Source organism: Alloalcanivorax marinus, from assembly GCF_016785095.1.
GTDB classification, from domain to species: Bacteria; Pseudomonadota; Gammaproteobacteria; order Pseudomonadales; family Alcanivoracaceae; genus Alloalcanivorax; species Alloalcanivorax marinus_A.
In genome coordinates, this window is record NZ_JAEKJB010000001.1 from 84,802 (window position 1) to 108,754 (window position 23,953).

Annotated in this window: 17 protein-coding genes; 13 read left to right on the top strand and 4 right to left on the bottom strand. The window is 66.6% G+C overall.

Annotated elements, in window-relative coordinates; genetic code table 11:
• The first annotated feature begins 90 nt into the window (after positions 1-90).
• From JF515_RS00420 to JF515_RS00450, 7 genes are all read left to right on the top strand, one after another.
• Positions 91-993 (top strand): lysophospholipid acyltransferase family protein, encoded by a 903-nt coding sequence (locus tag JF515_RS00420; RefSeq protein ID WP_203099830.1) that lies wholly within the window; start codon positions 91-93, stop codon positions 991-993.
• Between the two features lie 178 nt (positions 994-1,171).
• On the top strand, positions 1,172-3,766 hold the full coding sequence (acnB, locus tag JF515_RS00425) for a bifunctional aconitate hydratase 2/2-methylisocitrate dehydratase (RefSeq protein ID WP_203099832.1): 2,595 nt from the start codon (positions 1,172-1,174) through the stop codon (positions 3,764-3,766).
• 268 nt (positions 3,767-4,034) lie between these two features.
• Positions 4,035-4,955, top strand: a complete 921-nt coding sequence (gene thpD / locus JF515_RS00430) for an ectoine hydroxylase (protein ID WP_203099834.1) — start codon at positions 4,035-4,037, stop codon at positions 4,953-4,955.
• A 175-nt stretch (positions 4,956-5,130) separates the two neighbouring features.
• Complete coding sequence (locus JF515_RS00435) at positions 5,131-6,471, top strand: arylsulfotransferase family protein (protein ID WP_203099836.1); 1,341 nt, start codon at positions 5,131-5,133, stop codon at positions 6,469-6,471.
• A 15-nt stretch (positions 6,472-6,486) separates the two neighbouring features.
• Positions 6,487-6,801: a hypothetical protein gene (locus JF515_RS00440; RefSeq protein WP_203099838.1), complete on the top strand. Its 315-nt coding sequence runs from the start codon at positions 6,487-6,489 to the stop codon at positions 6,799-6,801.
• An 8-nt stretch (positions 6,802-6,809) separates the two neighbouring features.
• The gene (locus JF515_RS00445) at positions 6,810-7,532 is read left to right on the top strand and encodes a hypothetical protein (RefSeq protein WP_203099840.1); all 723 of its coding nucleotides are present in this window, start codon (positions 6,810-6,812) and stop codon (positions 7,530-7,532) included.
• Positions 7,529-8,677, top strand: a complete 1,149-nt coding sequence (locus JF515_RS00450) for a sulfotransferase family protein (protein ID WP_203099842.1) — start codon at positions 7,529-7,531, stop codon at positions 8,675-8,677. Before JF515_RS00445 ends, JF515_RS00450 begins: the two co-directional genes overlap by 4 nt.
• Here JF515_RS00450 and JF515_RS00455 read toward each other — a convergent pair.
• Entirely contained in the window at positions 8,644-10,296 is a 1,653-nt protein-coding gene (locus tag JF515_RS00455) for a glucan biosynthesis protein (RefSeq protein ID WP_203099844.1), read from the bottom strand. The two genes, JF515_RS00450 and JF515_RS00455, sit on opposite strands and share 34 nt — an antisense overlap.
• Positions 10,297-10,520: 224 nt before the next feature.
• Here JF515_RS00455 and JF515_RS00460 point away from each other — a divergent pair, with 224 nt between their 5' ends.
• The 4 genes from JF515_RS00460 (at position 10,521) to JF515_RS00475 (ending at position 16,119) form a co-directional block, all read left to right on the top strand.
• Positions 10,521-11,834 carry a cytochrome c gene (locus tag JF515_RS00460; RefSeq protein ID WP_203099846.1) on the top strand — a complete coding sequence of 438 codons (1,314 nt, stop codon included), beginning with the start codon at positions 10,521-10,523 and terminating at the stop codon, positions 11,832-11,834.
• Between the two features lie 13 nt (positions 11,835-11,847).
• Positions 11,848-12,321 carry a (2Fe-2S)-binding protein gene (locus JF515_RS00465; RefSeq protein WP_203099848.1) on the top strand — a complete coding sequence of 158 codons (474 nt, stop codon included), beginning with the start codon at positions 11,848-11,850 and terminating at the stop codon, positions 12,319-12,321.
• Positions 12,314-14,644, top strand: coding sequence for a xanthine dehydrogenase family protein molybdopterin-binding subunit (locus JF515_RS00470; RefSeq protein WP_203099850.1), 2,331 nt, complete (start codon positions 12,314-12,316; stop codon positions 14,642-14,644). The genes JF515_RS00465 and JF515_RS00470 overlap by 8 nt, the downstream gene beginning before the upstream one ends.
• A gap of 89 nt (positions 14,645-14,733) precedes the next feature.
• Complete coding sequence (locus JF515_RS00475) at positions 14,734-16,119, top strand: MFS transporter (RefSeq protein ID WP_238400754.1); 1,386 nt, start codon at positions 14,734-14,736, stop codon at positions 16,117-16,119.
• Here JF515_RS00475 and JF515_RS00480 read toward each other — a convergent pair.
• On the bottom strand, positions 16,082-17,065 hold the full coding sequence (locus tag JF515_RS00480) for a LysR family transcriptional regulator (RefSeq protein WP_203099851.1): 984 nt from the start codon (positions 17,063-17,065) through the stop codon (positions 16,082-16,084). The two genes, JF515_RS00475 and JF515_RS00480, sit on opposite strands and share 38 nt — an antisense overlap.
• A 141-nt stretch (positions 17,066-17,206) precedes the next feature.
• On the opposite strand from JF515_RS00480, the gene JF515_RS00485 reads away from it, so the two are divergent.
• Positions 17,207-18,898, top strand: a complete 1,692-nt coding sequence (locus tag JF515_RS00485) for a sulfatase-like hydrolase/transferase (RefSeq protein ID WP_203099853.1) — start codon at positions 17,207-17,209, stop codon at positions 18,896-18,898.
• A 101-nt stretch (positions 18,899-18,999) separates the two neighbouring features.
• Here JF515_RS00485 and JF515_RS00490 read toward each other — a convergent pair whose 3' ends face one another.
• Both JF515_RS00490 and JF515_RS00495 read right to left on the bottom strand, forming a co-directional pair.
• Positions 19,000-21,132 (bottom strand): PQQ-dependent dehydrogenase, methanol/ethanol family, encoded by a 2,133-nt coding sequence (locus JF515_RS00490; protein ID WP_203099855.1) that lies wholly within the window; start codon positions 21,130-21,132, stop codon positions 19,000-19,002.
• Between the two features lie 40 nt (positions 21,133-21,172).
• Complete coding sequence (locus JF515_RS00495; protein ID WP_203099857.1) at positions 21,173-22,621, bottom strand: aldehyde dehydrogenase family protein; 1,449 nt, start codon at positions 22,619-22,621, stop codon at positions 21,173-21,175.
• A gap of 367 nt (positions 22,622-22,988) precedes the next feature.
• On the opposite strand from JF515_RS00495, the gene JF515_RS00500 reads away from it, so the two are divergent.
• Positions 22,989-23,930 (top strand): helix-turn-helix domain-containing protein, encoded by a 942-nt coding sequence (locus tag JF515_RS00500; protein WP_203099859.1) that lies wholly within the window; start codon positions 22,989-22,991, stop codon positions 23,928-23,930.
• Positions 23,931-23,953: the final 23 nt, after the last annotated feature.

Below are 23,953 nucleotides of genomic sequence, written 5' to 3' on the forward strand. Positions count from 1 at the left end.
TCCGGAAACCGGGTGATCACCGACGGATACGAAACAGCGCCGGGGGCGGCCCCCTGGCGTTCGGGGAGCGCGACGATATAATCGCGCCCCATGGGACGACGAACACACCCCGCCATCCAGACCCTCAAGGGCCGCGCCGCCGCCGGCGCGCTGCGCCTGCTGGGTCTGTTGCCTTTCGGCCTGAACCGGGCCCTGGCCACCGGCCTGGGCCGGCTGCTGGCCGTGCTGCCCACCGAGGCACGGCGCATCACGCGCATCAATCTGAAGCTGTGCCTGCCCGATCACCCGGACCACGAAGCGCTGGCCCGGGCGTCGCTGGCGGAAAGCATCAAGAACACCTTCGAGATCGCGCGTTTCTGGCACCGCCCGCAGGACGGCCTGGACCGGGTGGTGGCGGAGGACGGCGACGGCCCGCTGCGCCAGGCGGTGGCCAACGGCGAGCCGGTGCTGATTCTGGCGCCCCATCTGGGTTGCTGGGAGGTGCTGAATTTCTGGCTGGCCCGGGAGTTCGGCCTGCACGCCATGTTCGCGCCGTCCGGCCTGCCGGAGGTGGACGAACTGATCAAGGAAGGCCGTGAGCATTTCGGTACCACCATGTACCCGGCCACCGCCCGGGGCGTGGCGGGGCTGGTGCGCGCCATGCGCCAGGGCGCGCTCACCGCGATTCTGCCCGACCAGGTACCGGACCGGCGCAGCGGCCGCTTCGCGCCGTTCTTCGGCCAGCCGGCGCACACCGGCACCCTGAGTTGCAAGCTGATCAAGCAGACCGGCGCCCGGGTGTTCATGGCCTGGGCGCGGCGCCTGCCCGGCGACGGTGGCTTCGAAATCCGCGTACGCCCCGCCGACGAGGGCGTCCACGATGACGACCTGGATTACGCCCTGACCGCCATGAACCGGTCCATCGAGACGCTGATCAAGGAAGAGCCCGCCCAGTACTTGTGGAGCTACAAACGCTTCCGCCGGCAGCCCCCCGGCGGCACCCTGCCCTATTGATCACGGCACCAACAGAACCGGTGATTGCGAGTATTCACGCCATGAATGGCCACAGGGCCGGTTCTATTTAACAGTTGATGGCGTTTCCGCTATACTCCGCGCGCAATTCCAACCCCCAGACATACCCCAACCAACTGATTTCCAAAAGAAATCAGTCAGACGAAACGAGGGATTCGCTGTGCTAGAAGCCTATCGCAAACATGTCGAGGAACGCGCCGCCGAGGGCGTCCCCCCGAAACCGCTGGACGAACAGCAAACCGCCGAACTGGTGGAGCTGCTGAAGAATCCGCCCGCCGGTGAAGAGGAGTTCATCCAGGACCTGTTCGTCAATCGCGTTCCGCCGGGTGTTGACCAGGCCGCCTACGTCAAGGCCGCCTTCCTGTCCGCCATCGTCAAAGGCGAAGCCAGCTCCCCTCTGATCGACCGCAAGCGCGCCACCGAACTGCTGGGCACCATGCAGGGTGGCTACAACGTGGCACCGCTGATCGAGCTGCTCGACGACGAGGAACTGGCCGAAGTGGCCGCCAAGGAACTCAAGCACACCCTGCTGGTGTTCGATGCCTTCCACGACGTGGAAGACAAAATGAAAGCCGGCAACACCAAGGCCAAGGAAGTGATCGAGTCCTGGGCCGAGGGTGAATGGTTCACCCAGCGCAAGGACCTGTCCGAGAAATTCACCGTCACCGTGTTCAAGGTCTCCGGCGAAACCAACACCGACGACCTGTCCCCGGCCCAGGACGCCTGGAGCCGCCCGGACATCCCGCTGCACGCCAACGCCATGCTGAAGAACGCTCGCGAAGGCATCTTCCCCGAGAAGGACGGCGAGATCGGTCCGCTCAAGCAGATGGACGAGCTCAAGAAGAAAGGCCATCCGGTGGCCTACGTGGGCGACGTGGTGGGCACCGGCTCCAGCCGTAAATCCGCCACCAACTCCGTGCTCTGGCACTTTGGCGACGACATCCCCTACGTGCCCAACAAGCGCGCCGGCGGCGTCTGCATCGGCGGCAAGATCGCGCCCATCTTCTTCAACACCATGGAAGACTCCGGCGCGCTGCCGTTCGAGTGTGACGTGGAAAAAATGGAAACCGGCGATGTCATCGACATCTACCCGTTCGAAGGCCGGGTGGAGAAAGACGGTGAAGTGATCGCCGAGTTCGAGCTGCGTTCCCAGGTACTGCTGGACGAAGTACGCGCCGGCGGCCGTATCAACCTGATCATCGGTCGCGGCCTGACCACCAAGGCCCGCGCCGCCCTGGGTCTGGGCGAGTCCGAGCTGTTCCGCAAACCCGAGCAGCCCGGCGACTCCAATGCCGGCTTTACCCTGGCCCAGAAGATGGTCGGCAAGGCCTGCGGCATGGAGGGCGTGCGCCCGGGCATGTACTGCGAGCCGAAGATGACCACCGTGGGTTCCCAGGACACCACCGGCCCGATGACCCGCGACGAACTGAAGGATCTGGCGTGCCTGGGCTTCCAGGCCGACCTGGTGATGCAGTCGTTCTGCCACACCGCCGCCTATCCGAAACCGGTGGACGTGGAAACCCAGCACACCCTGCCCGACTTCATCATGAATCGGGGCGGCGTGTCCCTGCGCCCGGGTGACGGCATCATCCACTCCTGGCTGAACCGCATGCTGCTGCCCGACACCGTCGGCACCGGCGGCGACTCCCACACCCGTTTCCCGATGGGCATTTCCTTCCCGGCGGGCTCCGGCCTGGTGGCCTTCGCCGCCGCCACCGGCGTGATGCCGCTGGACATGCCGGAATCCGTGCTGGTGCGCTTCAAAGGCAAGCGCCAGCCCGGCATCACCCTGCGGGATCTGGTGCACGCGATTCCGCTGCAGGCGATCAAGGAAGGTCATCTGACCGTCGAGAAAGCCGGCAAGAAAAACGTGTTCTCCGGCCGGGTGCTGGAAATCGAGGGTCTGGAAGACCTCACCGTGGAGCAGGCCTTCGAGCTGTCCGACGCCTCCGCCGAGCGTTCCGCCGCCGGCTGCACCATCACCCTGTCCGAGGACAGCGTGGCGGAATACCTGAAGTCCAACATCACCCTGCTCAAGTGGATGATCGCCAACGGCTACGGTGATGCCCGTACCCTGGAGCGCCGTATCCAGGGCATGGAAGAGTGGCTGAAGAACCCGAGCCTGATGCGTGCCGACGCCGACGCGGAGTACCACACCGTGATCGAGATCGACATGGATCAGATCAAGGAGCCGGTACTGTGCTGCCCGAACGACCCGGACGACGCCAAGACCCTGTCCGACGTGGCTGGCGCCAAGATCGACGAAGTGTTCATCGGCTCCTGCATGACCAACATCGGTCACTTCCGCGCCGCCGGCAAACTGCTGGAAAAAGTAGACGGTTTGACCACCCGCCTGTGGGTGGCGCCGCCGACCAAGATGGACCAGCACCAGCTCACCGAAGAGGGCTACTACAACATCTACGGCCGCGCCGGCGCGCGCACCGAGATGCCGGGCTGCTCCCTGTGCATGGGTAACCAGGCACGGATCGCGCCCAAGTCCACCGCGGTGTCCACCTCGACCCGGAACTTCCCCAACCGTCTGGGCCAGGGCGCCTTCGTTTATCTGGCGTCCGCGGAGCTGGCGGCGATCGCCGCGGTGCTCGGCAAGCTGCCCACCGCCGAGGAGTACATGGAGTACGCCAACACCATCGACTCCATGGCCGGTGAGATCTACCGCTACATGAACTTCGACCGCATGGAGGAGTATCAGCAGGTAGCGGACACGGTGAAGATCCCGGTGGCGCAAGCCAGTTAAGGGACCCTCCCACCGACCTCGAAAAAGCCCGGCCTCGCGCCGGGCTTTTTTTTGTTTCCGCCGTATGCCCGATATTGATGTAGGAGCGACTGGGCGGCATTCCGCCACCTTTTACATCAGCGCTGTAAAGAACTATTGAAGAGGGCTGAAGCCCCCCGTCCTGGTATGCACAATCGCCCCTGATGCCCGCCGCGATCCGGTTTCCGCGCCGGTCACGCCGTGGCAGTCCCTCAAGTCGAAAATGGATTCTCGCGAGGAGGAGCACAGCATGACCAGCGAAGACCTTTTCCCCACACGAATGGAACAGGACCAGAAACGGTTCACCCGGCTGGACCCGGTGATTCACGCCCGCAACCAGGACCGCTGGAACGGCCCCCTGGGCGAGGAAGCCCTGTCCCGCTACGAGCGCGACGGCTTTCTGTGGTTCGAAGGCTTTTTCTCCCAGGAGCGGGTGCGCCCGTTCTTCGATGAACTCAAGGAGATCGCCAAGGACACGGATCTGGTGAAGTCCGACCAGGTGATCACCGACCCGGAATCCGGCGATATCCGCTCGGTATTCGCCATGCACGAGCTGTCCCGGCATTTCGATGAACTGACACGGGACCCACGCATCCTGGGCATGGTGCGTCAGCTACTGGGCGGCGACGTCTACATTCATCAGTCGCGCATCAACGACAAGTTCGGTTTCCAGGGCAGCGGCTTCAACTGGCATTCCGATTTCGAAACCTGGCACTCCGAGGACGGCATGCCACGCATGCGCGCGGTAAGCGCTTCGATCATGCTCACCGACAACAACGAGTTCAACGGGCCGCTGATGCTGATCCCCGGTTCGCACCACTACTTCGTGCCTTGCCACGGTGCCACGCCGGAGGATAACTGGAAGGACTCGTTGAAGAGCCAGCGAGTGGGCGTGCCCAGCCAGCAGAACCTGCGCGACCTGGTCAATCAGGGCGGTATTCAGGCGCCCAAGGGCCCGCCGGGTTCACTGCTGCTGTTCGAATGCAACACCCTGCACGCGTCCAACAAGAACCTCTCACCATGGCCCCGCTCGAACCTGTTCTTTGTCTACAACAGCGTGGACAACACGCTGGAAAAGCCGTTCTGCGGGCACGACGCACGGCCGCACTTCCTGGCCAACCGGGATAACCACGAACCCTTGTCCATGCACGACAACATCGAGCCCTTGTAAGCCAGGCAGAGGTACGAAAAACCGGCGCCACATCGTCTTTTCGGTGCGGCGCCGTTCACAAAACGCCCTCCGCTTTCCACCTTTTACAAAGGAACACAAACCATTCCCCGATGCTGGGTCCTAACGTCCTGAACCCGCCCTGAACGGCGGCCGGGATGGCTGACAGGATGACGGCATGAAAAATTCGGATCGAATCGGTTTCGGGCTTTTTTTCCTGGCGATCGTATTCATCGCGTTCGTCGGCGGCGCCTTCGTGGTGCTCACCAAGACCTACCCCTACCCCCTGTTCAACGATGCGCACAAGGCCGCCCAGGCGGTGCTCAAGCAGAATACCCTGATCGATTTGTACACCCAGTCCGACCTGTGGCGTGAAGCGCGCCGCGATGAACGCGGCGTTACCATCCACGACCCGGAACGGGCCTACCAGGGTCTGACCCTGTACACCTCCGGCGACGGCAGCCATGCGGATCTGGTCGACATGGAGGGCAAGGTGCTGCACCGCTGGGCACTGCCCTACAGCAAGGTGTGGGAACAAAGCCCCCCGGGCCGGGCAGCGCGCCCCGACGACCACATCTACTGGCGCAAGGCGCGTGTGCTGCCCAACGGCGACCTGCTGGCGATCTACATCGCCAATAACGACACTCCCTGGGGCTACGGCCTGGTACGTCTTAACGCGGATTCGGAAGTGATCTGGGGCTACCACGCCAGCACCCACCATGACCTGGACATCACCCCGGACGGCGACGTGGTCGTCCTCACCCATGAGTTCACCGATCGGAAGGTGCCCGCCTTCGCCAAACTGGAATACCCCTGGCTGGACGACTATCTGGTGGTGCTCGACGGTGACACCGGCGAGGAGCGCAGCAAGGTCTCCTTGTCCAAGGCGTTTATGGAATCCCGCTACGCGGACCTGTTCTACGCGGTACCCAGTTTCGCCACCGCCGACCCCCTGCACACCAACAGCGTGCAATTCCTTGACCAGGATCTGGCGGATCGCTTCGCCCCGGCCAGTGGCCACGCCGGACAGGTGCTGTTGTCGTTCCGGCATCCCGGAGCCGTGGCTCTGGTGGACGCCGACAGCGGCGAAATGACCTGGGCCCTCAAGGGCCCCTGGCTGGGCCAGCACTATCCGCGCATAAACGATGCCGGACATTTCACCCTGTTCGACAACCTGGGCCATTTCGAGAAGGACAACCGCACCCGCGTTCTGGAAGTGGACCCGGAGAACGACCGCATCGTGGCCAGCTATACCGGTGACGCGGAACACCCCTTTGACAGTGGTCTGCGCGGCGCCGTGGAAGAGCTTCCCAACGGCGACTGGCTGATCACTGAATCCGATGGCGGCCGCCTGTTCGAGGTGGCGCCCGACGGCGACATCGTCTGGGAATTCGTCAATCCGGTGCGCGCCGGTGACCAGGATCAGTACATCCCGGTGGTGTCCGCCGCGCAACGCCTCACTCTCGACGATCTGGACGCGGATTTCCGCGCCCGGCTCGTCCCCCGCTCCGACCCGTAACCGAGGAGATTCGTCATGAACTTCCCGTTCCCCCACCGTTACCGCGTCGCCGCCCTGGCACTGGCGGCGCTGACCCTGCCCGGCCTGGCTTCCGCCTATGTGGGCCCCGGCGCCGGCCTGAGCCTGCTTACCGCCCTGTGGGGCATCATCGCCGCCATCGGCGTGGCGGTTCTGTTCGTGATTCTGTGGCCGATACGCCGGCTGCGCCGACGCAAGGCCCAGGCCGCCGATGAAAGCGCCCGCCGCGAGGCCGACGCTCCCGCCGACGAGACGCCGGCCAATGACGACCAGCCCAACGCCCCCTCCACCCGCGACGATCATCACGCCTAGGAGTAACCATGGCCTTGTTCGATCTGCCGGCGCCCCTGTTCGCCGCCATCGACGCCGGGATGGCCACGGTGCTGCCCGGCGCCGCCCGCCTCGCGGTCTGGGCCTTGTTGGCCGGGGTCGGCACCTTGCTGCTCTACCGGCTGCTCTCGCCACAGCAACGCATCGGCGGGGCCAAGCGCGAGGCCCGCGAGGCGCGCCGCGCCCTGAACGGCTTCGACGGCGAATTCAGTGACGCCGGTCCGCTGATCAAGGCACAGTTCAGCACCGCGTTCCGCCATTTGGGGCTGGTGCTGATTCCCACCCTGATCTCGATCCTGCCGCTGCTGGCGCTGCTCACCTGGCTGGAGGGGCACTACGCCTATCGGCTGCCCGCCGCCGGGGAAACCCCGGCGGTGCAAGCCGTGCCGGCCACCTACCAGGCGCAATGGATCGAGGGCGGCGACGTCCCTCGGGTGATCGTGCGCGACGGGAACGGCGGCGGCGCCGTGGCGGAAGTGGCCATGACCGCGCCGATCCCGGTGGTGGAGCAACGTCACTGGTGGAACACCCTGATCGGCAATCCCCTCGGCTACCTGCCCGAAGAGAGCGGCGCGCGGCGCGTCACCATCGAGCTGCCGCAGCCACGCTACCTGCCGTTCGGACCGGACTGGATGCGCCACTGGCTGATGGTGTTCTTCCCGATCATGTTGATCGTCTCCCTGCTGACCTACCGATGGGCGAAAATCGAATGAACGCACGGCAATCCGAACCCGATATCGACCCGGGCTTCCAGGTCACGCCCTGGATGCACCACGCCGGCGGCTGGGTGCATCGCCACCCGCGCGCCTGGATCAAGCTCGGCAACCTGGAAACCCGCATTGTCGGCGATGCCATCGCCGACCTGAGCGTGGACCGGCCAATCTACGTGGCCGGCCTGGCCCGCTCCGGCACCACCATCGTGCTGGAACACCTGGCCGCCCACCCGGAGGTGGCCACCCACCGCTATGCGGATTTTCCGTTTCTGCCGGTGCCCTACTGGTGGAACCGCTGGCTTTCGCTGGTGCCCGGGGCCACCGAGCAGGCCCGGGAACGGGCCCACCAGGACGGCATCAAGGTGACCTCGAAAAGTCCGGAGGCGTTCGAGGAAATGCTGTGGATGGCGTTCTTCCCGGACATCCATGATCCGGCGCGCAGTTCCGTGTTGGGCCGCGATGCCTCGCACCCGGAGTTCGAGGCTTTCTACGACCAGCACATCCGCAAGCTGCTGGCGGTACGCCGACGCCGCCGCTACCTGGCCAAGGGCAACTACAACCTGGCGCGGCTCGGCTACCTTCACCGCCTGTACCCGGACGCCCGCTTCCTGCTGATGATCCGCGATCCGGTGTGGCATATCGCGTCGCTGATGAAGCAGCAGGATCTGTTCGTGGCCGGGGAAAGCAAGGAGCCCCGGGCCCTGGATCACATGCGCCGGGTCGGCCACTACGAGTTCGGGCTTGACCGGCGCGCCATCAACACCGGCGACGACCGGCTCACCGCCTACATCGGCGAGCTCTGGGACGGCGGCAATGAAGTGGAAGGCTGGGCCCGCTATTGGGCGGCCATCTACGACCACGTGGCCGACGTATTGGAACGGGACCCGGCGCTGCGCGAAGCGGCCCTGGTAGTGCGCTACGAGGATCTGTGTGGCACGCCCCGGGACACGCTGGAGAAACTGTTCGCCCATGCCGGGCTGGAGGTATCGGCGAGCACCCTGGAAGACGCCGCCGGCGGGTTGCACGCTCCCACCTACTACCAGCCCCGCTTCAGCGACCATGAACGGCGCCTGATCGAGGCGATCACCGCGCCGGTGGCGCGGCGCTTTGGTTACCCCTCGGAGGAACCCGGGAACGGCGGGTAGGTCCGTTCCCCGGCCGGCGGCGGGAAGTACTGGAACAACCAGGTCTCACTCACCACCCGCCGTTCGGCGCTCAGCGTCAGACGCATGTTCACCGGCTCCGTGGCGTCGCTGTCCGGATACCAGTCAAACAGAATCCGAAAGCCGTCCAGGTCCTTGACCCAGAGTACATGCAGATCCTTGATCCGCCCGGCGGACACGTCCAGCTGGGTATCGATATCGATGTCCTGGTCATAGAATTCCTTGAGCCGGCCACCCACGAAATCCACGGCGATACGTTCCGCCCAGACCTCCGGGTAATGTTCCCCCGGCGCCCAGCCTTCCGGAAAGCCCCCCATGCCGCTCAGGGTGGCGCGCACCCGCGCCAGGTCGGTGTGCACCGGCGCCCGCGCGGCCCAGTGCAGGCGGTAACCAAAGGCCAGCGCTTCGCCGCCCTTCAAGGGCCGCGCCGGCTTCCAGAACGCCACCACGTTGTCCATGGTTTCGCCGGTGGTGGGCAGCTCCAACAGTTGGACCTCCCCGGCGCCCCACTCGCCCTTGGGCTCCACCCACAGGCTGGGGCGGTCGTGATAACGGCCGATTACGTCCTCGTAATCGTCAAAGTCCCGATGCGTCTGCAGCAGGCCAAAGCCCTTCGGGTTGTCGTCATCGAAGGTATTGAACTGAATGCGCGGCGGGTTGTTCAGCGGGCGGCACACCCATTCACCATTGCCGCGCCACATGGCCAGGCGGTCGGAATCATGGATGCGTGGATGCAGCGTACGGCATTGCCGGCGCTGGTGGCCGCCGCAGCTGAACATGCTGGTCATGGGCGCCACGCCCAGCTGCGTGATCGCCTCGCGGGGGAACAGATGGCTGTCGATGTCCATCACCACGCCGTCCTCGCCGCAGTCGATCACGAAGCGGTAGGCACCGGCCAGCTTGGGGGAATCGAGCAACGCATAGGCGGTGAAGCGGGTGGCGCCGGGGGCCGGCGTCTCGAACCAGAAATCGGTGAAATCCGGAAACTCCTCGCGCTCACCATCGGCGTAGGTATTCACCGCCGCGCCGCGCGCCGACAAGCCGTACTGGTAACTACCGTCCACGGCACGGAAATAACTGGCGCCCAGGAAGGAGACGATATCCTTCTCGGCCAGCGACGGCGCCTTGAACACCCGGAAGCCGGCGAAGCCGAGATCCTCGCCGAGCTGTGAAAGGTCCACCTCGACGCGCGAGTAATCGAACAGTTCGGGACGAAAATGAATACGCCGTGCCTGGCCGCTGTCCGGGTCCAGGGAGTGCATTCGCACCGGTTGGTCGAAACCCATGCCGGCATGAATGAACTGAATGTTGAGGCGCTCACTGTGACCATGCCACAGAGCATGATCCGGATCGTAACCGATCTCGTTGTACTGATGCGGCGTCAGGCCGGCCAGGGTCGGCGGCAAGGCACGGGCGCCATCGCGATAGGGGCGCGCGGCCCGCTCCCGGGCCCGTTGCCGCAATTGCTTGAAACTGAACGGCTCGGCTTCACCGTCGGCGATGCGTTGGTTGGCGCGCGCGGCGGCGAACAGCGGCGCCGAGGGCAGGCCGGACCAGGCGGCCAGCGCCACGGCGCTTTTCAACAGGGTTCTACGCTTCATCGGGTTGGTCCTTACCTCTTCCTTGGCCCACCGGCAACCTTACCCAAAGGCGGGATGCCAATGCGTAAAAGCTTGAATAATCGGACTGCGCGGGGCGTCCTCGGTTCCAACCGCCGACCCCGCCGTCGACCCCGGCCAAACCCCTATTAATTGTCCGGAAATATTGGCGGCGCCATCGGCGGGGTGTATCTTGGTTCGCGGATCGAACAGGAAGGGACGCAGCCATGTTGAAACGTATCCTGGCCACTGTGCTGGTGCTGGCGGTGGTGGTGATCGGCGGGTTCGCCGTGTACGCCTGGCATGGCGAGCTGGCCCCCATGAACGCCTCGGAACGCCCCGACTTCGACGCCGCCACCATCGAGAAAGGCCGGGTGCTGGCCGCCGCCGGCTACTGCGCCACCTGCCACACCGCCGAGGGCGGCGAGCCCTACGCGGGCAACTATCCGGTGGTCAGTGATTTCGGCACCATCTATGCCTCCAACATCACCCCGGACCCGGACACCGGCATCGGCGCCTGGTCGCCACAAGCCTTCCGCCGCGCTCTGCACGAAGGCGTGGACCGTGAAGGCCGGCACCTTTTCCCCGCCCTGCCCTACGATCACTTCACCAAACTCTCCGACCAGGACGTGGACGCGCTCTACGCTTACCTGATGAGCGAAGTGAAGCCGGTGAAACAAAAAACCCGCGACAATACGCTGCCGTTCCCACTGAACCTGCGCTTCCTGCAGGCCGGCTGGAAACTGCTGTTCGTGGATTTCGGCCGCTACCAGCCGGACCCGGACAAGAGCGACGCCTGGAACCGGGGCGCTTATCTGGCCGAGGGCATCAGCCATTGCGGCGCCTGCCATACGCCCCGCAATGCGCTGGGCGCCGAGAAAGGCGGGCAACGCTACCAGGGCGCCGTGATCGATACCTGGACGGCACCGGCGCTGACCAGCCGTAATCCGTCGGCGATGCGCTGGACCGCCGCCGATCTCACCCAGTACCTGAAAGACGGTGCCGACGCCTATCACGGTGTCGCCGCCGGCCCCATGGGGCCGGTGGTGCACGCCGGCATCGCCGAGTTGCCGGACCAGGATCTGCACGCCCTGGGCGTCTATTTCGCCGATATCACCCGTGACGGCGACAGTGCCCCCCTGCCCGACCCGGATTACTCCTCGGTGCAGGCCAGCATCGAGGCCGGCAAGCCGGACCCGGCCTGGCGGCTGGACAACGGCGAGCGGCTGTACACCAGCGCCTGCGCCGCCTGCCACTACAACGACCGGGCCGACAACCTGCAGCCGACGCGCCCGGACCTGGGCATCAACTCCGCCACCCGACTGGACGACCCGGCCAACCTGATTCACGTGATCCTGGACGGGATACCCGCGCAGGCCGGCAACCAGGGCGTGGTCATGCCGGCGTTCCGCTCCGCGCTCAGCGACCAGCAGATCGCCGCTATCGCCGCCTACCTGAGAGCGACCCGCACCGACCTGCCGGCCTGGCCGGATCTGCCCGCCCGGGTGGGCGAACTGCGCGCCCACGTTGGAACGCATTGACGAGGACTCCACCATGATCGAGTGCACCATCAATGGAGAGACGGTTCGCCTGGACGCGGACCCGGACATGCCGCTGCTGTGGGCATTGCGCGACCTGGCCGGCCTCAGCGGTACCAAATTCGGCTGCGGCATCGGCCTGTGCGGCGCCTGCACCGTTCACGTGGGCGGCCGTGCCACGCGCAGCTGCATCACCCCGCTCAAGGACGTGGCCGGCGCCGACATCACCACCATCGAGGGGCTGGACGCCGACGGCGCGCACCCGTTGCAACAGGCCTGGCGGGAACTTCAGGTGCCACAGTGCGGCTATTGCCAGTCCGGCCAGATCATGCAGGCGGCGGCCCTGCTCAAGGACATTCCGGCGCCCACCGACGAGGACATCGACGCGGTGATGACCGGCAATCTGTGCCGCTGCATGACCTACCCGCGTATCCGCGGCGCCATCCGCGACGCCGCCGCCGCCATCAAGGAGGCCAGCGCCAATGGATGAGCAGCGCCTTCCATCCGATGACCGACTGGACGCGCCACGCCTGAGCCGGCGCGCCTTTCTGGTATCCATGTGCGCCGCCGGCGCGGTGTTCGGTTTCCCGCGCTCCGGCCTGGCGGCGATGAACCCGGGCACCGCCGATGGTCAGCCCCTGGAGGCGGCCGGGCGTCGCTACGAGCCTACCCTTTGGTACTGGATCGACACCGAGGGCCGGGTCAACGTGAACGTGATCCGCGCCGAGATGGGTCAGCATGTGGGCACCGCCATCGCCCGTATCCTGGCCGATGAACTGGGCGCCCGCTGGCAGGACGTGCACATCGACCACGTCGACAGCGATCCCAAGTGGGGCACCATGGTCACCGGCGGCAGCTGGTCGGTGTGGCAAAGCTGGCCTGTTTACCGACGCGCCGGCGCCGCCGGGCGCGTGGCCCTGGCGGAGAAAGCCGCCGCCCTGTGGGGCGTCAACGCCGACTCGGTCACCGTGGCCGACGGTCGGGTCAGCGCCGGCTCTCGCAGCATCGGTTTCGGCGAGCTGGTGCGTCAAGGTCTCGACCGCCCGTTCAGCGAGGATGAACTCAAGGCCCTGCCGCTCAAGCCCCACGATCAACTGACCCTGCTGGGCCAGGATCTGAAGGCCCTGGACATCGACACCAAGACCAACGGGCAGGCGATCTACGGCATCGACGCCAAGGTCGAGGGCATGGTGCACGCCGCGCCGATCCTGCCGCCGACCCGCTACGATTGCGCCATCACCGCCATCGACGACAGCGCCGCCAAGGGCATCAAGGGCTACCGGCAAACCCTGAAACTGGACGACCCCTCCGGCACCGCGCCGGGCTGGGCGATGGTCATCGCCGACAGCCATTGGGCGGCACGGCAGGCCGCCGACCGCGTCAAGGTATCCTACCGCACCGGCGACGCCACCGACGTGGGCGAGGCGGAGATCCAGGCCGAGAACCGGCGCCTGATCGACGACAGCGGAGCCGGCGCCATCATGGACACCGGCGACACCGGCGACGTGGACGCCGCGTTCGCGGACGCCGCCGACACCTTCCAGGCGGATTACAGCACCCAGACCGTGCTGCACTTCCAGCTCGAACCGGTCAATGCCCTGGTGTTCCGCAACGACGACGGTGTCTGGGAAGTGCACACCGGCAACCAGTGGCAGTCCCTGTGCCTGCCCTGGCTGCAAAAAGCCCTGGGCGTGGATGAGGACCAGGTGGTGATGCGCACCTATATGCTGGGTGGCGGCTTCGGCCGGCGCCTCAACGGTGACTACGCGATCCCCGCCGCGCTTGCCTCCAAGGCCCTGGACGGCAAGCCGGTGAAGATGATCCTGACCCGCGCCGACGACAGCCACTTCGACAGCGTGCGCCCGCCCACCCTGTCGCGCCTGCGCATGGCTTTCGACGCCGACAAGAAGGTGGTGGCGATGGACAGCTCCGTGGCCTCCGGCTGGCCCACCAAGGTGATGATTCCCGGCTTCATGCCCAAGGGCACCAATGGCGAACCCTACGACCCGTTCTCCTCGGACGGCATCGACCACTGGTACGGCGTCGGCGCGCAACGGGCCCGGGCGATCTCCAATGAGCTGGCCGAACACACCTTCCGGCCCGGCTGGCTGCGTTCAGTATCGCCGGGCTGGATCAACTTCGCGGTGGAAAGTTTCATGGACGAGGCGGCCCGTCATATCGGCGCGGACCCGCTCCGGTTTCGTCTTGACCACTTCAAGGCCGAGGGCCGCAACGCCGGCCAGGCGCCCAATTCCGTGGGCGGCGCCCGCCGCCAGGCGGCGGTGCTGGAAAGGGTGGCGGAGCTGTCCGGCTACGGCCGCGACGACCTGCCCGCCGACAGCGCCATCGGCATCGCCACCACCTATGGCCAGTCTCGCGACATGCCCACCTGGGTGGGCGGCGCCGTGCACCTGAGCGTGGACCGGGAAAGCGGTCGCGTGCACGTGCACAAGATCTGGCTGGTGGTCGACTGTGGCACCGTGGTGGACCCGAACGGTGCCCGCGCCCAGGTGGAAGGCAGTGCCCTTTGGGGTTTGTCCATGGCGCTCTATGAGGGCACCGAGTTCAAGAACGGGCGGGTGGTGGACACCAACCTGGACAGCTACCAGCCACTGCGCATGATCGACGCCCCGGAAATCGAAATCGAGCTGGTGGAAAGCACCGAAGTGCCGGTGGGCCTGGGCGAGCCGGGCACCACGGTGGTGGCGCCGGCCATCGCCAACGGCATCCAGGCGGCGGTGGGCGCGCGCCTGCGGCATCTCCCGATCACGCCGGCGGCGGTGCTCGAAGCCCTGAAAGAAGGGTCCGCGTAGCGGACCTTATAAATAGAATCAATAGGCGCATTATCGCGTAAGGGCGTATCATCACCGGTCACCCAGTGAGCCCGACCGGGAGCCTTTTCTTGCCAGAAAGCAGTACCCCCGCGGACCCTCGTGCCGAGCACGATGGTCTGCCGGCCCGGCAACGCCGCCTGGCCATGCTCGCCATCGCCACCAGCATCGGCATGTCGGTGATGGACAGCAACATCGTCAACGTCGCCCTGCCCACCATCGCCAACAGTCTGGATGTAAGCCGTTCCGACGCGGTCTGGGTGGTCAACGCCTACCTGCTGGCGGTGGCCCTGACGCTGCTGCCGCTGTCCTCGCTGGGCGACATCGTCGGCTACCGGCGCATCTACCGCCTCGGCCTGGGGCTGTTCATCGTCGCTTCCCTGGTCTGCACCCTGGCGGATTCCCTGGTCACCCTGGCGGTGGCGCGTTTCTTCCAGGGGCTCGGCGCCGCCGGCGTGATGAGTGTCAACGCCGCCCTGGTGCGTTTTATCTACCCGGCCCGCTTCCTGGGCCGGGGCATCGGCCTGAGCGCCATGGTGGTGGCGCTGTCCTCGGCCCTGGGGCCCACCGTGGCCGCCGGTATTCTGTCGGTGGCGGACTGGTCCTGGCTGTTCGCCGTCAACGTGCCTCTGGGTGGTCTGGCCCTGTACCTGGCGTCGCGCAACCTGCCGCGCACGCCCACCGATCCGCGCCCCTTCGACTGGGTCAGCGCCCTGCTCAACGCCCTGGCCATCGGCCTGCTGGTCAGCGCCGTGGATGGCCTCGCCCACGGCATGGCGGTTACCCCGGCGCTGGTGGCGCTGGCCGCCGCCGGCCTGGTGGGCACGGTTCTGGTGCGTCGCCAGCTGAGCCAGTCGTCACCGCTGCTGCCGGTGGATCTGCTGCGTATCCGCCCGTTTGCCCTGGCCATCGGCACCTCGTTCTGTTCCTTCACCAGCCAGATGGCGGCCTTCATCGCCCTGCCCTTCTATCTGCACGACGTGCTTGGCTACAGCGCCGTGCAAACCGGCTTGCTGATGACCCCCTGGCCGGCGGCGGTGATGATCACCGCGCCCCTGGCCGGACGACTCGCCGACCGCTATCCGATCGGCGTGCTGTGCTCGCTGGGCCTGCTCGCCAAGGTGGTCGGGCTGGTATTGCTGGCGTTGCTGTCCAAGCAGGCGCCGCTGCCGGTGATTCTCGCCTGCATGGCGTTATGCGGCCTCGGCTTCGGGTTCTTCCAGGCGCCCAACAACCGGGCCATCATCGGCTCCGCGCCGCGCCATCGCAGTGGCGGCGCCGGTGGCATGCAGGGCACCACCCGGCTGCTCGGTCAGACCCTGGGCGCCGCCCTCACCGCGTTGGTATTCAGCTTGATGGAAGACGCCATCGCCCCTGCCCTGCTGATGGCCGCCGGCTTCTCCCTGTGCGCCGCGCTGGTCAGTCTGTTCCGGATTCGGAACGGGACGCCGGCCTGATGAGGTCATCCTCGCCGCTGCGCAAACCACCATCGGCGAGCAGCCGCCATAGCCGCCCGGCGGCCTGGGACAGGGGCCGCGAACGCAGTCGGTAAGCGCAGGTCTCGGTGGCGGCGCCCACGTCCAGAGGCAGCGGCACCAACCAGCCGGCGGCCAGTTCCTCCTCGATCAGAATGTCCGGCGCCAGGGTCAGGGCGTGGCCGGCCCGGCACAGTCCCACGCAGGCGCTCAGGGTCGGCATCAGGAATTCCGCGCCGTGGCGCGCCTGCAACATACGGTGGAACCAGGGCGCCGCGCGCCGGCCGTAGTCCGGCGACACCCTGGGCATGGCCCAGGGCCGGGAGGCGGCGAAGGCCCGCGCCGCCGGTTCCGATTCCAGCGCCGCCCGGTCCTTGCCACGCACCCAGGCGGCTGGCGCCACCATGCGCAACGGCAGGGTCAGCAGCGGCACCACCACCACATCGTCGTGGTCCGGCACGTCCCGTTGCCGGCGACCATCGTAAAGCAGGAAATCGTAGCGGTAGCCGTACAGTCCCTCGCGCAGGGTCTCGAAGTGATCGGTGTGCACGTCCAGGTGCAGGCTCAGGCCGCTCTCCGCCATCGCCCGCGCCAGCTTGCGCGACAGCAGATCCGGCACGAACGGCCCGCAGCCGAGCCGGACCCGCCCTTCCCGGCCTTCCTGAAAACGCTCCACCAGACGGTCCAGTCCGGCGCTTTCCTGCAATACCCGGCTGGCCTGGCGATACAGCCCGGTGGCGAACTCGGTGGGCCGCAGGGAGCGGGTATGGCGCTGGAACAGCGGCGCTCCCAGTTCCTCCTCCAGCTTGCCCAGGGCCCGGCTCAACGCCGGCTGGGTGAGCCCCAGGGCGCGCGCCGCCGCGGACAGGCTGCCGTGCTCATAGACGGCGCGAAACTGAATCAGTTGTTGCAACTGCCACCCGGGCATCGTCTCCCTCCCGCTCCCTGACCGACCTCCACTTTAGCAGCCCGGGACCGGGCCTGAAGGGCATGGATTTATAACCCCTGTTTATGGGCTAACTGCGCATACTCCCCCCAGCCGTTCAAAAAAACAACAAGGGGTGGTCCGATGACCGACCGACGCACCGTTCTCAAACAACTGGCCCTGGGCGCCGCCGCACTGGGCACCGCCCCGGCCCTGCGCGCCGCCGCCAGCGCCGGAAAACGGCGGCCCAACGTCCTGCTGCTGGTCTCCGACCAGGAACGGAGCTGGGGCGATCTGCCAGGCACGCTGGATCTGCCGGCCCACGACCGGCTGCTCAACCACGGAGTCGGCTTCAATCAGTACTACGCCAATACCTCGCCCTGCTCGCCGTCCCGCTCGGTGATGTACACCGGACAGCACACCATGCGCACCGGCATGACCGCCAACCTGCACGCGCCGCCGTTCCCCAGCCTTAACGAGGACCTGCCCACCCTGGGCCAGGTGTTCCAGCGCCTGGGTTACTACACCGCCTACAAGGGCAAGTGGCACCTGTCCGACATCGACGACGGCCCGGGCCTTATGTACGGCAGCTACCCGAGCCAGCGCCGGGCTCTGGAGAAGCACGGCTTTCACGACTACAACCTGACCGGTGACGTGCACGGCTCCGTCTGGCAGGGCTATCTGGCGGACCGCATGGTGTCCGCCGAGGCCGGCCAGTGGTTAATGCGCGACAGCACCGGGCTGGACCAGCCCTGGCTACTGGCGGTGAACTTCGTCAATCCCCACGACATCATGTTCTTCGCCACCAGCGACCGGCAGTCCCGGTCCCGCGCCAATCCGGACTTCATGGCGCCGTTGCGACCGGCGCCCAACGATCCGCTTTACGAAAAAGACTGGAGCGACGTGCCCCTGCCGGCCTCCTTTCACCAAGGCGGCCTGGCTGGCAAACCCTGGTGCCATCACTCCTACGCGGAAGTCATCGACGCCGTTTACGGCCACATCGACAAGGATGACGAAGCCGCCTGGCGGGCCAATCAGAGCTATTACTTCAACTGCCTGCGCGACGTATCGCGGCAGGTGGACCGGGTGCTTCAGGCCCTGGAAAAAAGTGGCCAGCTCGACAACACCATCATTGTCTACACCGCCGACCACGGCGAGATGGCCGGCGCCCAGGGACTGCGCCAGAAGGGCCCGATGATCTACAAGGAAAACAGCCGCGTCCCACTTATCGTGCGCCACCCGGACGTGCGCGGCGGGCGTACCGTGAACCATCTTGGCTCCACCCTCGACCTGCTTCCCACGCTGGTGGGCCTGGCCACCGAGGGGCAGCAAACCACCGGGACACCGGGCGTGGACCTGAGCCCGGCGGTCAACGGCCAGCCCACGCAACGGGACAAGCGCGGCGTGCTGTTCGCCTACGGGGTGCTGCTCTACACCGACCCGGAGGCGACTCGCCGACTGGTCACCGAGGGCGATGAGATCACCCCGGTGAAGGTGATGGGCGATTTTCTCAAGCGGCTGCGGCTGGGGCCGGAGTTGGGCAATCGCGGCTTGCACCGGGGGGTCTTCGATGGCCGCTACAAGTTCGCCCGCTACTTCAGCCCGGACAGCCACCATGTGCCCGAGGACTGGGGCACCCTGCTGGCCCACAACGATCTGGAACTGTACGACACCTGGCAGGACCCCCACGAGATCGACAACCTCGCGGCCCGCCCGGAGGACGCCCGTTCCCTGCTGATGGCCATGAACGCCAAGACCAACCAACTGGTGGCCGAGGAGATCGGCGAGGACAACGGTTCCGAATTCCCCGGCCCCAGCTTCCTCTACACGCTTTAGGCCCTACACGCTTCAGGCCCTACCGGCCCCGTACCGTTTTTCTGCCCTTGGGGGGCAGCCCGCCCCGACCGGTCCGCCGGTCGGGGCTTTTTATTGGTTCCCTAGAGGCTGTCCTTGAGGTCGTGGGCGCGCTTGATCACGTACTGGTGGATCGCCTCGATCTGCGCCGGCGTCAGGCGGCCGGCGAACGACGGCATGCCCTTGTCCTGGTAGAGACCGGCGACGATGCCCGGGAACGCCTTGTGGGTGTCGCCGTCCATGTAGCGCAGGTCCGGCACCACGCCACCCCCCATGGCGCTGAAGCCGTGGCACAGGCCGCAGTTGTCGTTGTACAGATCACGGCCCTGATCCACGGTGGCGGCATCGGCGGTGAGCGGCGGCAGCGCCTCCGGCACGGCCACCGCGCGGCGTTGCGGCTCAGGCAAGGTGGCGTCGCCGTCCAGCTTGTAGGTGAGGATGCGCGCTTCCGGCTGTACCTTGGCGTTGGCCGCCAGGCCGCCGAACGCCAGCGGGAACACCCCGCCCCAGCCGGCCATGAAGGTGACGTACTGCTCGCCGTCCACCTCATAGGTCACCGGGCCGGCCACCACGCCGGTGTTGGCCGGCGCTTCCCAGAGCTTGTCGCCGTCGGCGGCGTCGTAGGCGGCCACGGTGCCGGTGACGTTGCCCTGGAACACCAGGCCGCCAGCGGTGGACAGCACGCCGCCGTTCCAGATGCTGGGGAACGGCTGGCGCCACACCTCCTTCCGCGCCACCGGGTCCCAGGCCACCAGCCGGCCCTTGTAGGCGGCCACGGTCTTGGCCAGGGTTTCCGCATCCTCGGGCAGTGCCACCGGCTCGCTGCCCACCTGGAAGCGGCTCTTGCCCCGGAAGGTGGCATCGTTGTCCGGCACCATCATGGCCGGCGCTTCCTGCACCGGAATGTAGGCCAGGCCGGTGTCCGGGCTGAACGACATGGGCTGCCAGTTGTGCGCGCCCAGCGGGCCCGGCACCAGCAGGCGCGGGCCCTTGGTCCAGTCCGCCACGTCCTGGTTGACCACCGGTCGGCCGGTAGCCGGGTCCACCCGCTCGGCCCAGTTCACCGGCGCGTACTTCTCGGCGGAGAGCAGCTCGCCGCTGCGCCGGTCGATCACATAGTAAAAACCGTTCTTGGGCGCCTGCATCAACACCTGGCGCATCTCGCCGTCGATTTCCAGATCCGCCAGGGTGATGGTCTGGGTAGCGGTGAAATCCCACTGGTCGCCGGGGGTGGTCTGGTAGTGCCAGACGTACTCACCGGTATCCGGGCGCAGCGCCACGATGGAGCTCAGGTAGAGGTTGTCGCCTTTGCCTTCGGAGCGCGCCTGGCGGTTCCACAGGCTGCCGTTGCCGGTGCCGATGTAGAGCAGGTCCAGCCTCGGGTCATAGGCCATGGAATCCCACACCGTGCCGCCGCCGCCCTGCTTCCAGTACTGGTCGCCGAACCAGGTTTCCCGGGCCCGGGCCATGGCCTCGTTTTCCGGCGGCTGGGACGGATCGCCGGGTACCGTGAAGAAACGCCAGGCCTGCTTGCCGGTGTCGGCGTCGTAGGCGGTGATGTAGCCGCGCACGCCGAACTCGGCGCCGCCGTTGCCGATGATTACCTTGCCCTTCACCACCCGGGGGGCGCCGGTGACGGTGTAGCTGCGGTTTTTGTCGATCAGGGTGTCCACGCTCCACACCGGCTCGCCGGTGGCGGCGTCCAGAGCAATCAGGCGGCCATCATAGGCACCCACGTAGACCTTGCCCTTCCACACCGCCACGCCCCGGTTCACCGGGCCGCAGCAGCCATCCCGGGCACGTGTTCTGGTGACGCCGGGGTCGTATTTCCACAGCAGCTCGCCGCTGCGGGCGTCCAGGGCGTAAACCATGCTGAACGGCCCGGTGGTGTACATGACGCCGTCCACCACGATGGGCGTGGCTTCCACGCCCCGGTCCAGGTCCAGCTTGTAGGTCCAGGCCAGCCCCAGGCGGCCCACGTTGTCCTGGTTGATGCGGTCCAGGCGGCTGAAACGCTGCTCCTGATAGGTGCCGCCGTGGGTCATCCAGTTGCCGGGTTCGGCGGCGGCGGCGGTCAGCCGGGCGGCATCCACGTCAGCCGCCGGGCGGGAGAAAACGGAGGGATCGGCAGGCGCACGCTCGAAATAGGTGCACGCGGAAACCAGGCAGGCGGCGGCCAGGGCCGCCGCACCGCCCATGCGGGTCGAAGTGTTCATTGTTGTCCTCGCTATTCTTGTTATACGTGCCGGACCGGTTTTACTGGGTCACGACGGTGATCACTTTTTCTTCGGTGTAGGCGAGCACGCCGCTCAAACCACCCTCGCGACCCAGGCCGCTGGCCTTCATGCCGCCCCAGGGCAGGCGCGCGTCGATCGGCGCCCAGCAGTTGACGCCCACGGCGCCGGCACGCACGGCACGGGCCACGCGATGGGCGCGGGCGACATCGGCGGTCCATACCGTGGCCGCCAGGCCGTAGCGGGTGTCGTTGGCCAGGCGCACCGCGTCCGCTTCGTCCTCGAAGCCGATCACCGTGGCCACCGGGCCGAAGATTTCGTCCCGGGCGATGCTCAGGTCGTTATCGCCGAGGAACACCGTGGGGCGCACGAAGCAACCCTTTTCCGTGTCCATGGCGCCGCCGCTGAGCAGTTTGGCGCCTTCCTGCACACCCCGTTGAATGTAGTCGGTGACCTTGTCGCGCTGGGCGGCGCTGGCCAGCGCGCCCATTTGCACCTCGCCGGCGGACGGGTCGCCCACCTGGATGCCCTCGGCCACCGCCGCCAGGTTATCGGCGAATTCCCGCAGGCGGCTGTTGTGCACCAGAATGCGACTGCCGGCGGCGCATACCTGGCCGCTGTTGAAGAAGATGCCCATGGCGCAGCCTTGTACGGCGGCGTCCAGGTCGGCGTCGTCGAATACGATCTGCGGGCTTTTGCCGCCCAGTTCCAGGGATACCCGCTTGAAGCGGCTGCCGGCGGTTTCCTGGATGCGCGCGCCCACTTCCGGGCTGCCGGTGAAGGAAATCTTGTCCACCCCCGGGTGGGTGCACAACGCCTCGCCCACCACGCTGCCCACGCCGGTGACCACGTTCACCACGCCATCGGGAATGCCCGCTTCCTGGCACAGCTTCACCAGGTGCAGGGCGGACAGCGGAGTTTCCTCGGATGGCTTGAGCACCACGGTGCAGCCGGCGGCCAGCAACGGACCGAGTTTCCAACTGGTGATCATCAGGGGCGTGTTCCAGGGGATGATCGCGCCCACCACGCCCACCGGCTCACGCACCGTGTAGGACAGGGTCGGCGTGCCCATGTAGCCGGGGGTGGGAATGGTGCGCCCTTCGATCTTGTCGGCCCAGCCCGCGCAGGTGCGCAGGGTGGATATGGCGTTGGGCAGGTCCAGCAGGCGTGGTTCCATGCCGGGGCGGCCAATGCAGGCGGCGTCCAGATCCGCCAGGGTGTCGGCGTCCCGTTCCACCAGGTCCGCCAGCCGATTGATCAGGCGGCCTCGATCCTCGCCGGACAGAGCGCTCCAGGCACCGCCGTCCAGTTGGGCGCGGGCGGCGGAAACCGCCGCTTCCACGTCATCGGAGGTGCCCTGCGCCACCTCCGCCAGCAGCGAATCGTTGGCGGGGCTCACCACTTTCATGGTGCGACCATCGGAGGCCGGCACGTCGCGGCCGGCAATGAAGTGTCCTCGCTTCTCAGTCACGGAAATGCCTCCATCGGAATCGTTTTTATGATGGCGACATTGTCGGCCCGCCGCCGCGGAGCGGCATGGCACTGGGTGCAAAGTTGTTGACGCTGCGTGCCGGGTCCACCGGCGGCTTTGTTGTCCGGCGCCTTCAATCTGTTATATTCGTTCATAGGTTAATAACAACAACCCGGTTGAACCGGCCCATCCAGGGCGCGGAACACCGGTGAGCCGCGCTTCGCACCGGACCAGGACCCGGCCTTCACGTGCATGCTTTTTGCATGAGCTTTTTGAAGGAAGGCGTTACCCGACCGTCCTGAACCGGGGCCGAAAGCCCGGTCACCGTTTTCCGAGTACCGCCATGGAGAATGCCGTGGAGAGCGCCGTGCAAGCATTACGCAGTCACACCCATCCCGCGCCGGGCAATCACCAGGTGATTGAAGGCTTCCGCCCCTGGCAGAATTTCGTCAACTGCAATTTCCCATGGCTGGAGATGAGCGCCAGCAAGAAGCAGGATTTCCGCGCCGACGTGCAGCTGTGCAACTTCGATCACCGTGCCGTGGCCGTGATCCGCTCCGATTCCTGCCAGGTGCGACGCACCGGTTTCGGCGCCCGCCGCGCCGAGGAAGGCCTGCTCAAGGTGATGTGGCAACAGAACGGACGCACCGCCGTGGAGCAGGATGGCCGGGAAACCCTGCTGCACACCGGCGACGTCACCATCTGCGATACCGCCCGTCCCTATCAACTGGCCATGGAAGACCATGCCCAACTGGCCATTCTGATGCTGCCCTACGAGGCGATTCCCGGCTGGGAACGGCTCAGCCAGCGAGTCTGCGCCCACACCCTTAATGATCGCACCACCGCCCGCGCCGCCCTGGCCGCGGTGATGGCGCTGCTCGACCAGAATGGCGACGGCGGCGGCAACGCCAGCCCGGTGTTCCAGGCGGTGCAAATGATGCTCTCCGCCCTGCTCCACTGCGCCACCGCGCCGGACAAGCTCTCCGCCGCCACCACCCTGGACGTGGCCCACCAGCACGTGCTCGCGCACATCGATGATCCGGAGCTGAGCCCGGACGAGCTGGCCGGCGCCCTGCACGTGTCACGGCGGGCCCTGTACCGGCTGTTCGAGGAGCATCAGCTGACGCCGGGGCGTTTTATCCGCCGGGTGCGCCTGGACGCGGTGCGCGAGGCCCTGGCGGCGCCGGACAACGAGCACCGCAGCATCCTGGAAATTGCCCTGGATTACGGCTTCACCGACAGTGCCTCCTTCAGCCGTGCCTTCAAGGCGGCGTTCGGCGTCAGCCCCAGCGAGTGGCGCCTGGCCTAGGGCCTGTTCACACTACACTTGCA

Bases quoted from the DNA above. Each gene is read 5' to 3' on its own strand.
- JF515_RS00460 (WP_203099846.1), top strand. From the start codon at position 10,521: ATGTTGAAACGTATCCTGGCCACTGTGCTGGTGCTGGCGGTGGTGGTG.
- JF515_RS00490 (WP_203099855.1), bottom strand. From the start codon at position 21,132: ATGAACACTTCGACCCGCATGGGCGGTGCGGCGGCCCTGGCCGCCGCC.
- JF515_RS00435 (WP_203099836.1), top strand. From the start codon at position 5,131: ATGAAAAATTCGGATCGAATCGGTTTCGGGCTTTTTTTCCTGGCGATC.
- JF515_RS00465 (WP_203099848.1), top strand. From the start codon at position 11,848: ATGATCGAGTGCACCATCAATGGAGAGACGGTTCGCCTGGACGCGGAC.
- JF515_RS00485 (WP_203099853.1), top strand. From the start codon at position 17,207: ATGACCGACCGACGCACCGTTCTCAAACAACTGGCCCTGGGCGCCGCC.
- JF515_RS00420 (WP_203099830.1), top strand. From the start codon at position 91: ATGGGACGACGAACACACCCCGCCATCCAGACCCTCAAGGGCCGCGCC.
- JF515_RS00480 (WP_203099851.1), bottom strand. From the start codon at position 17,065: ATGCCCGGGTGGCAGTTGCAACAACTGATTCAGTTTCGCGCCGTCTAT.
- JF515_RS00440 (WP_203099838.1), top strand. From the start codon at position 6,487: ATGAACTTCCCGTTCCCCCACCGTTACCGCGTCGCCGCCCTGGCACTG.
- JF515_RS00455 (WP_203099844.1), bottom strand. From the start codon at position 10,296: ATGAAGCGTAGAACCCTGTTGAAAAGCGCCGTGGCGCTGGCCGCCTGG.
- thpD (WP_203099834.1), top strand. From the start codon at position 4,035: ATGACCAGCGAAGACCTTTTCCCCACACGAATGGAACAGGACCAGAAA.
- JF515_RS00470 (WP_203099850.1), top strand. From the start codon at position 12,314: ATGGATGAGCAGCGCCTTCCATCCGATGACCGACTGGACGCGCCACGC.
- JF515_RS00450 (WP_203099842.1), top strand. From the start codon at position 7,529: ATGAACGCACGGCAATCCGAACCCGATATCGACCCGGGCTTCCAGGTC.
- JF515_RS00445 (WP_203099840.1), top strand. From the start codon at position 6,810: ATGGCCTTGTTCGATCTGCCGGCGCCCCTGTTCGCCGCCATCGACGCC.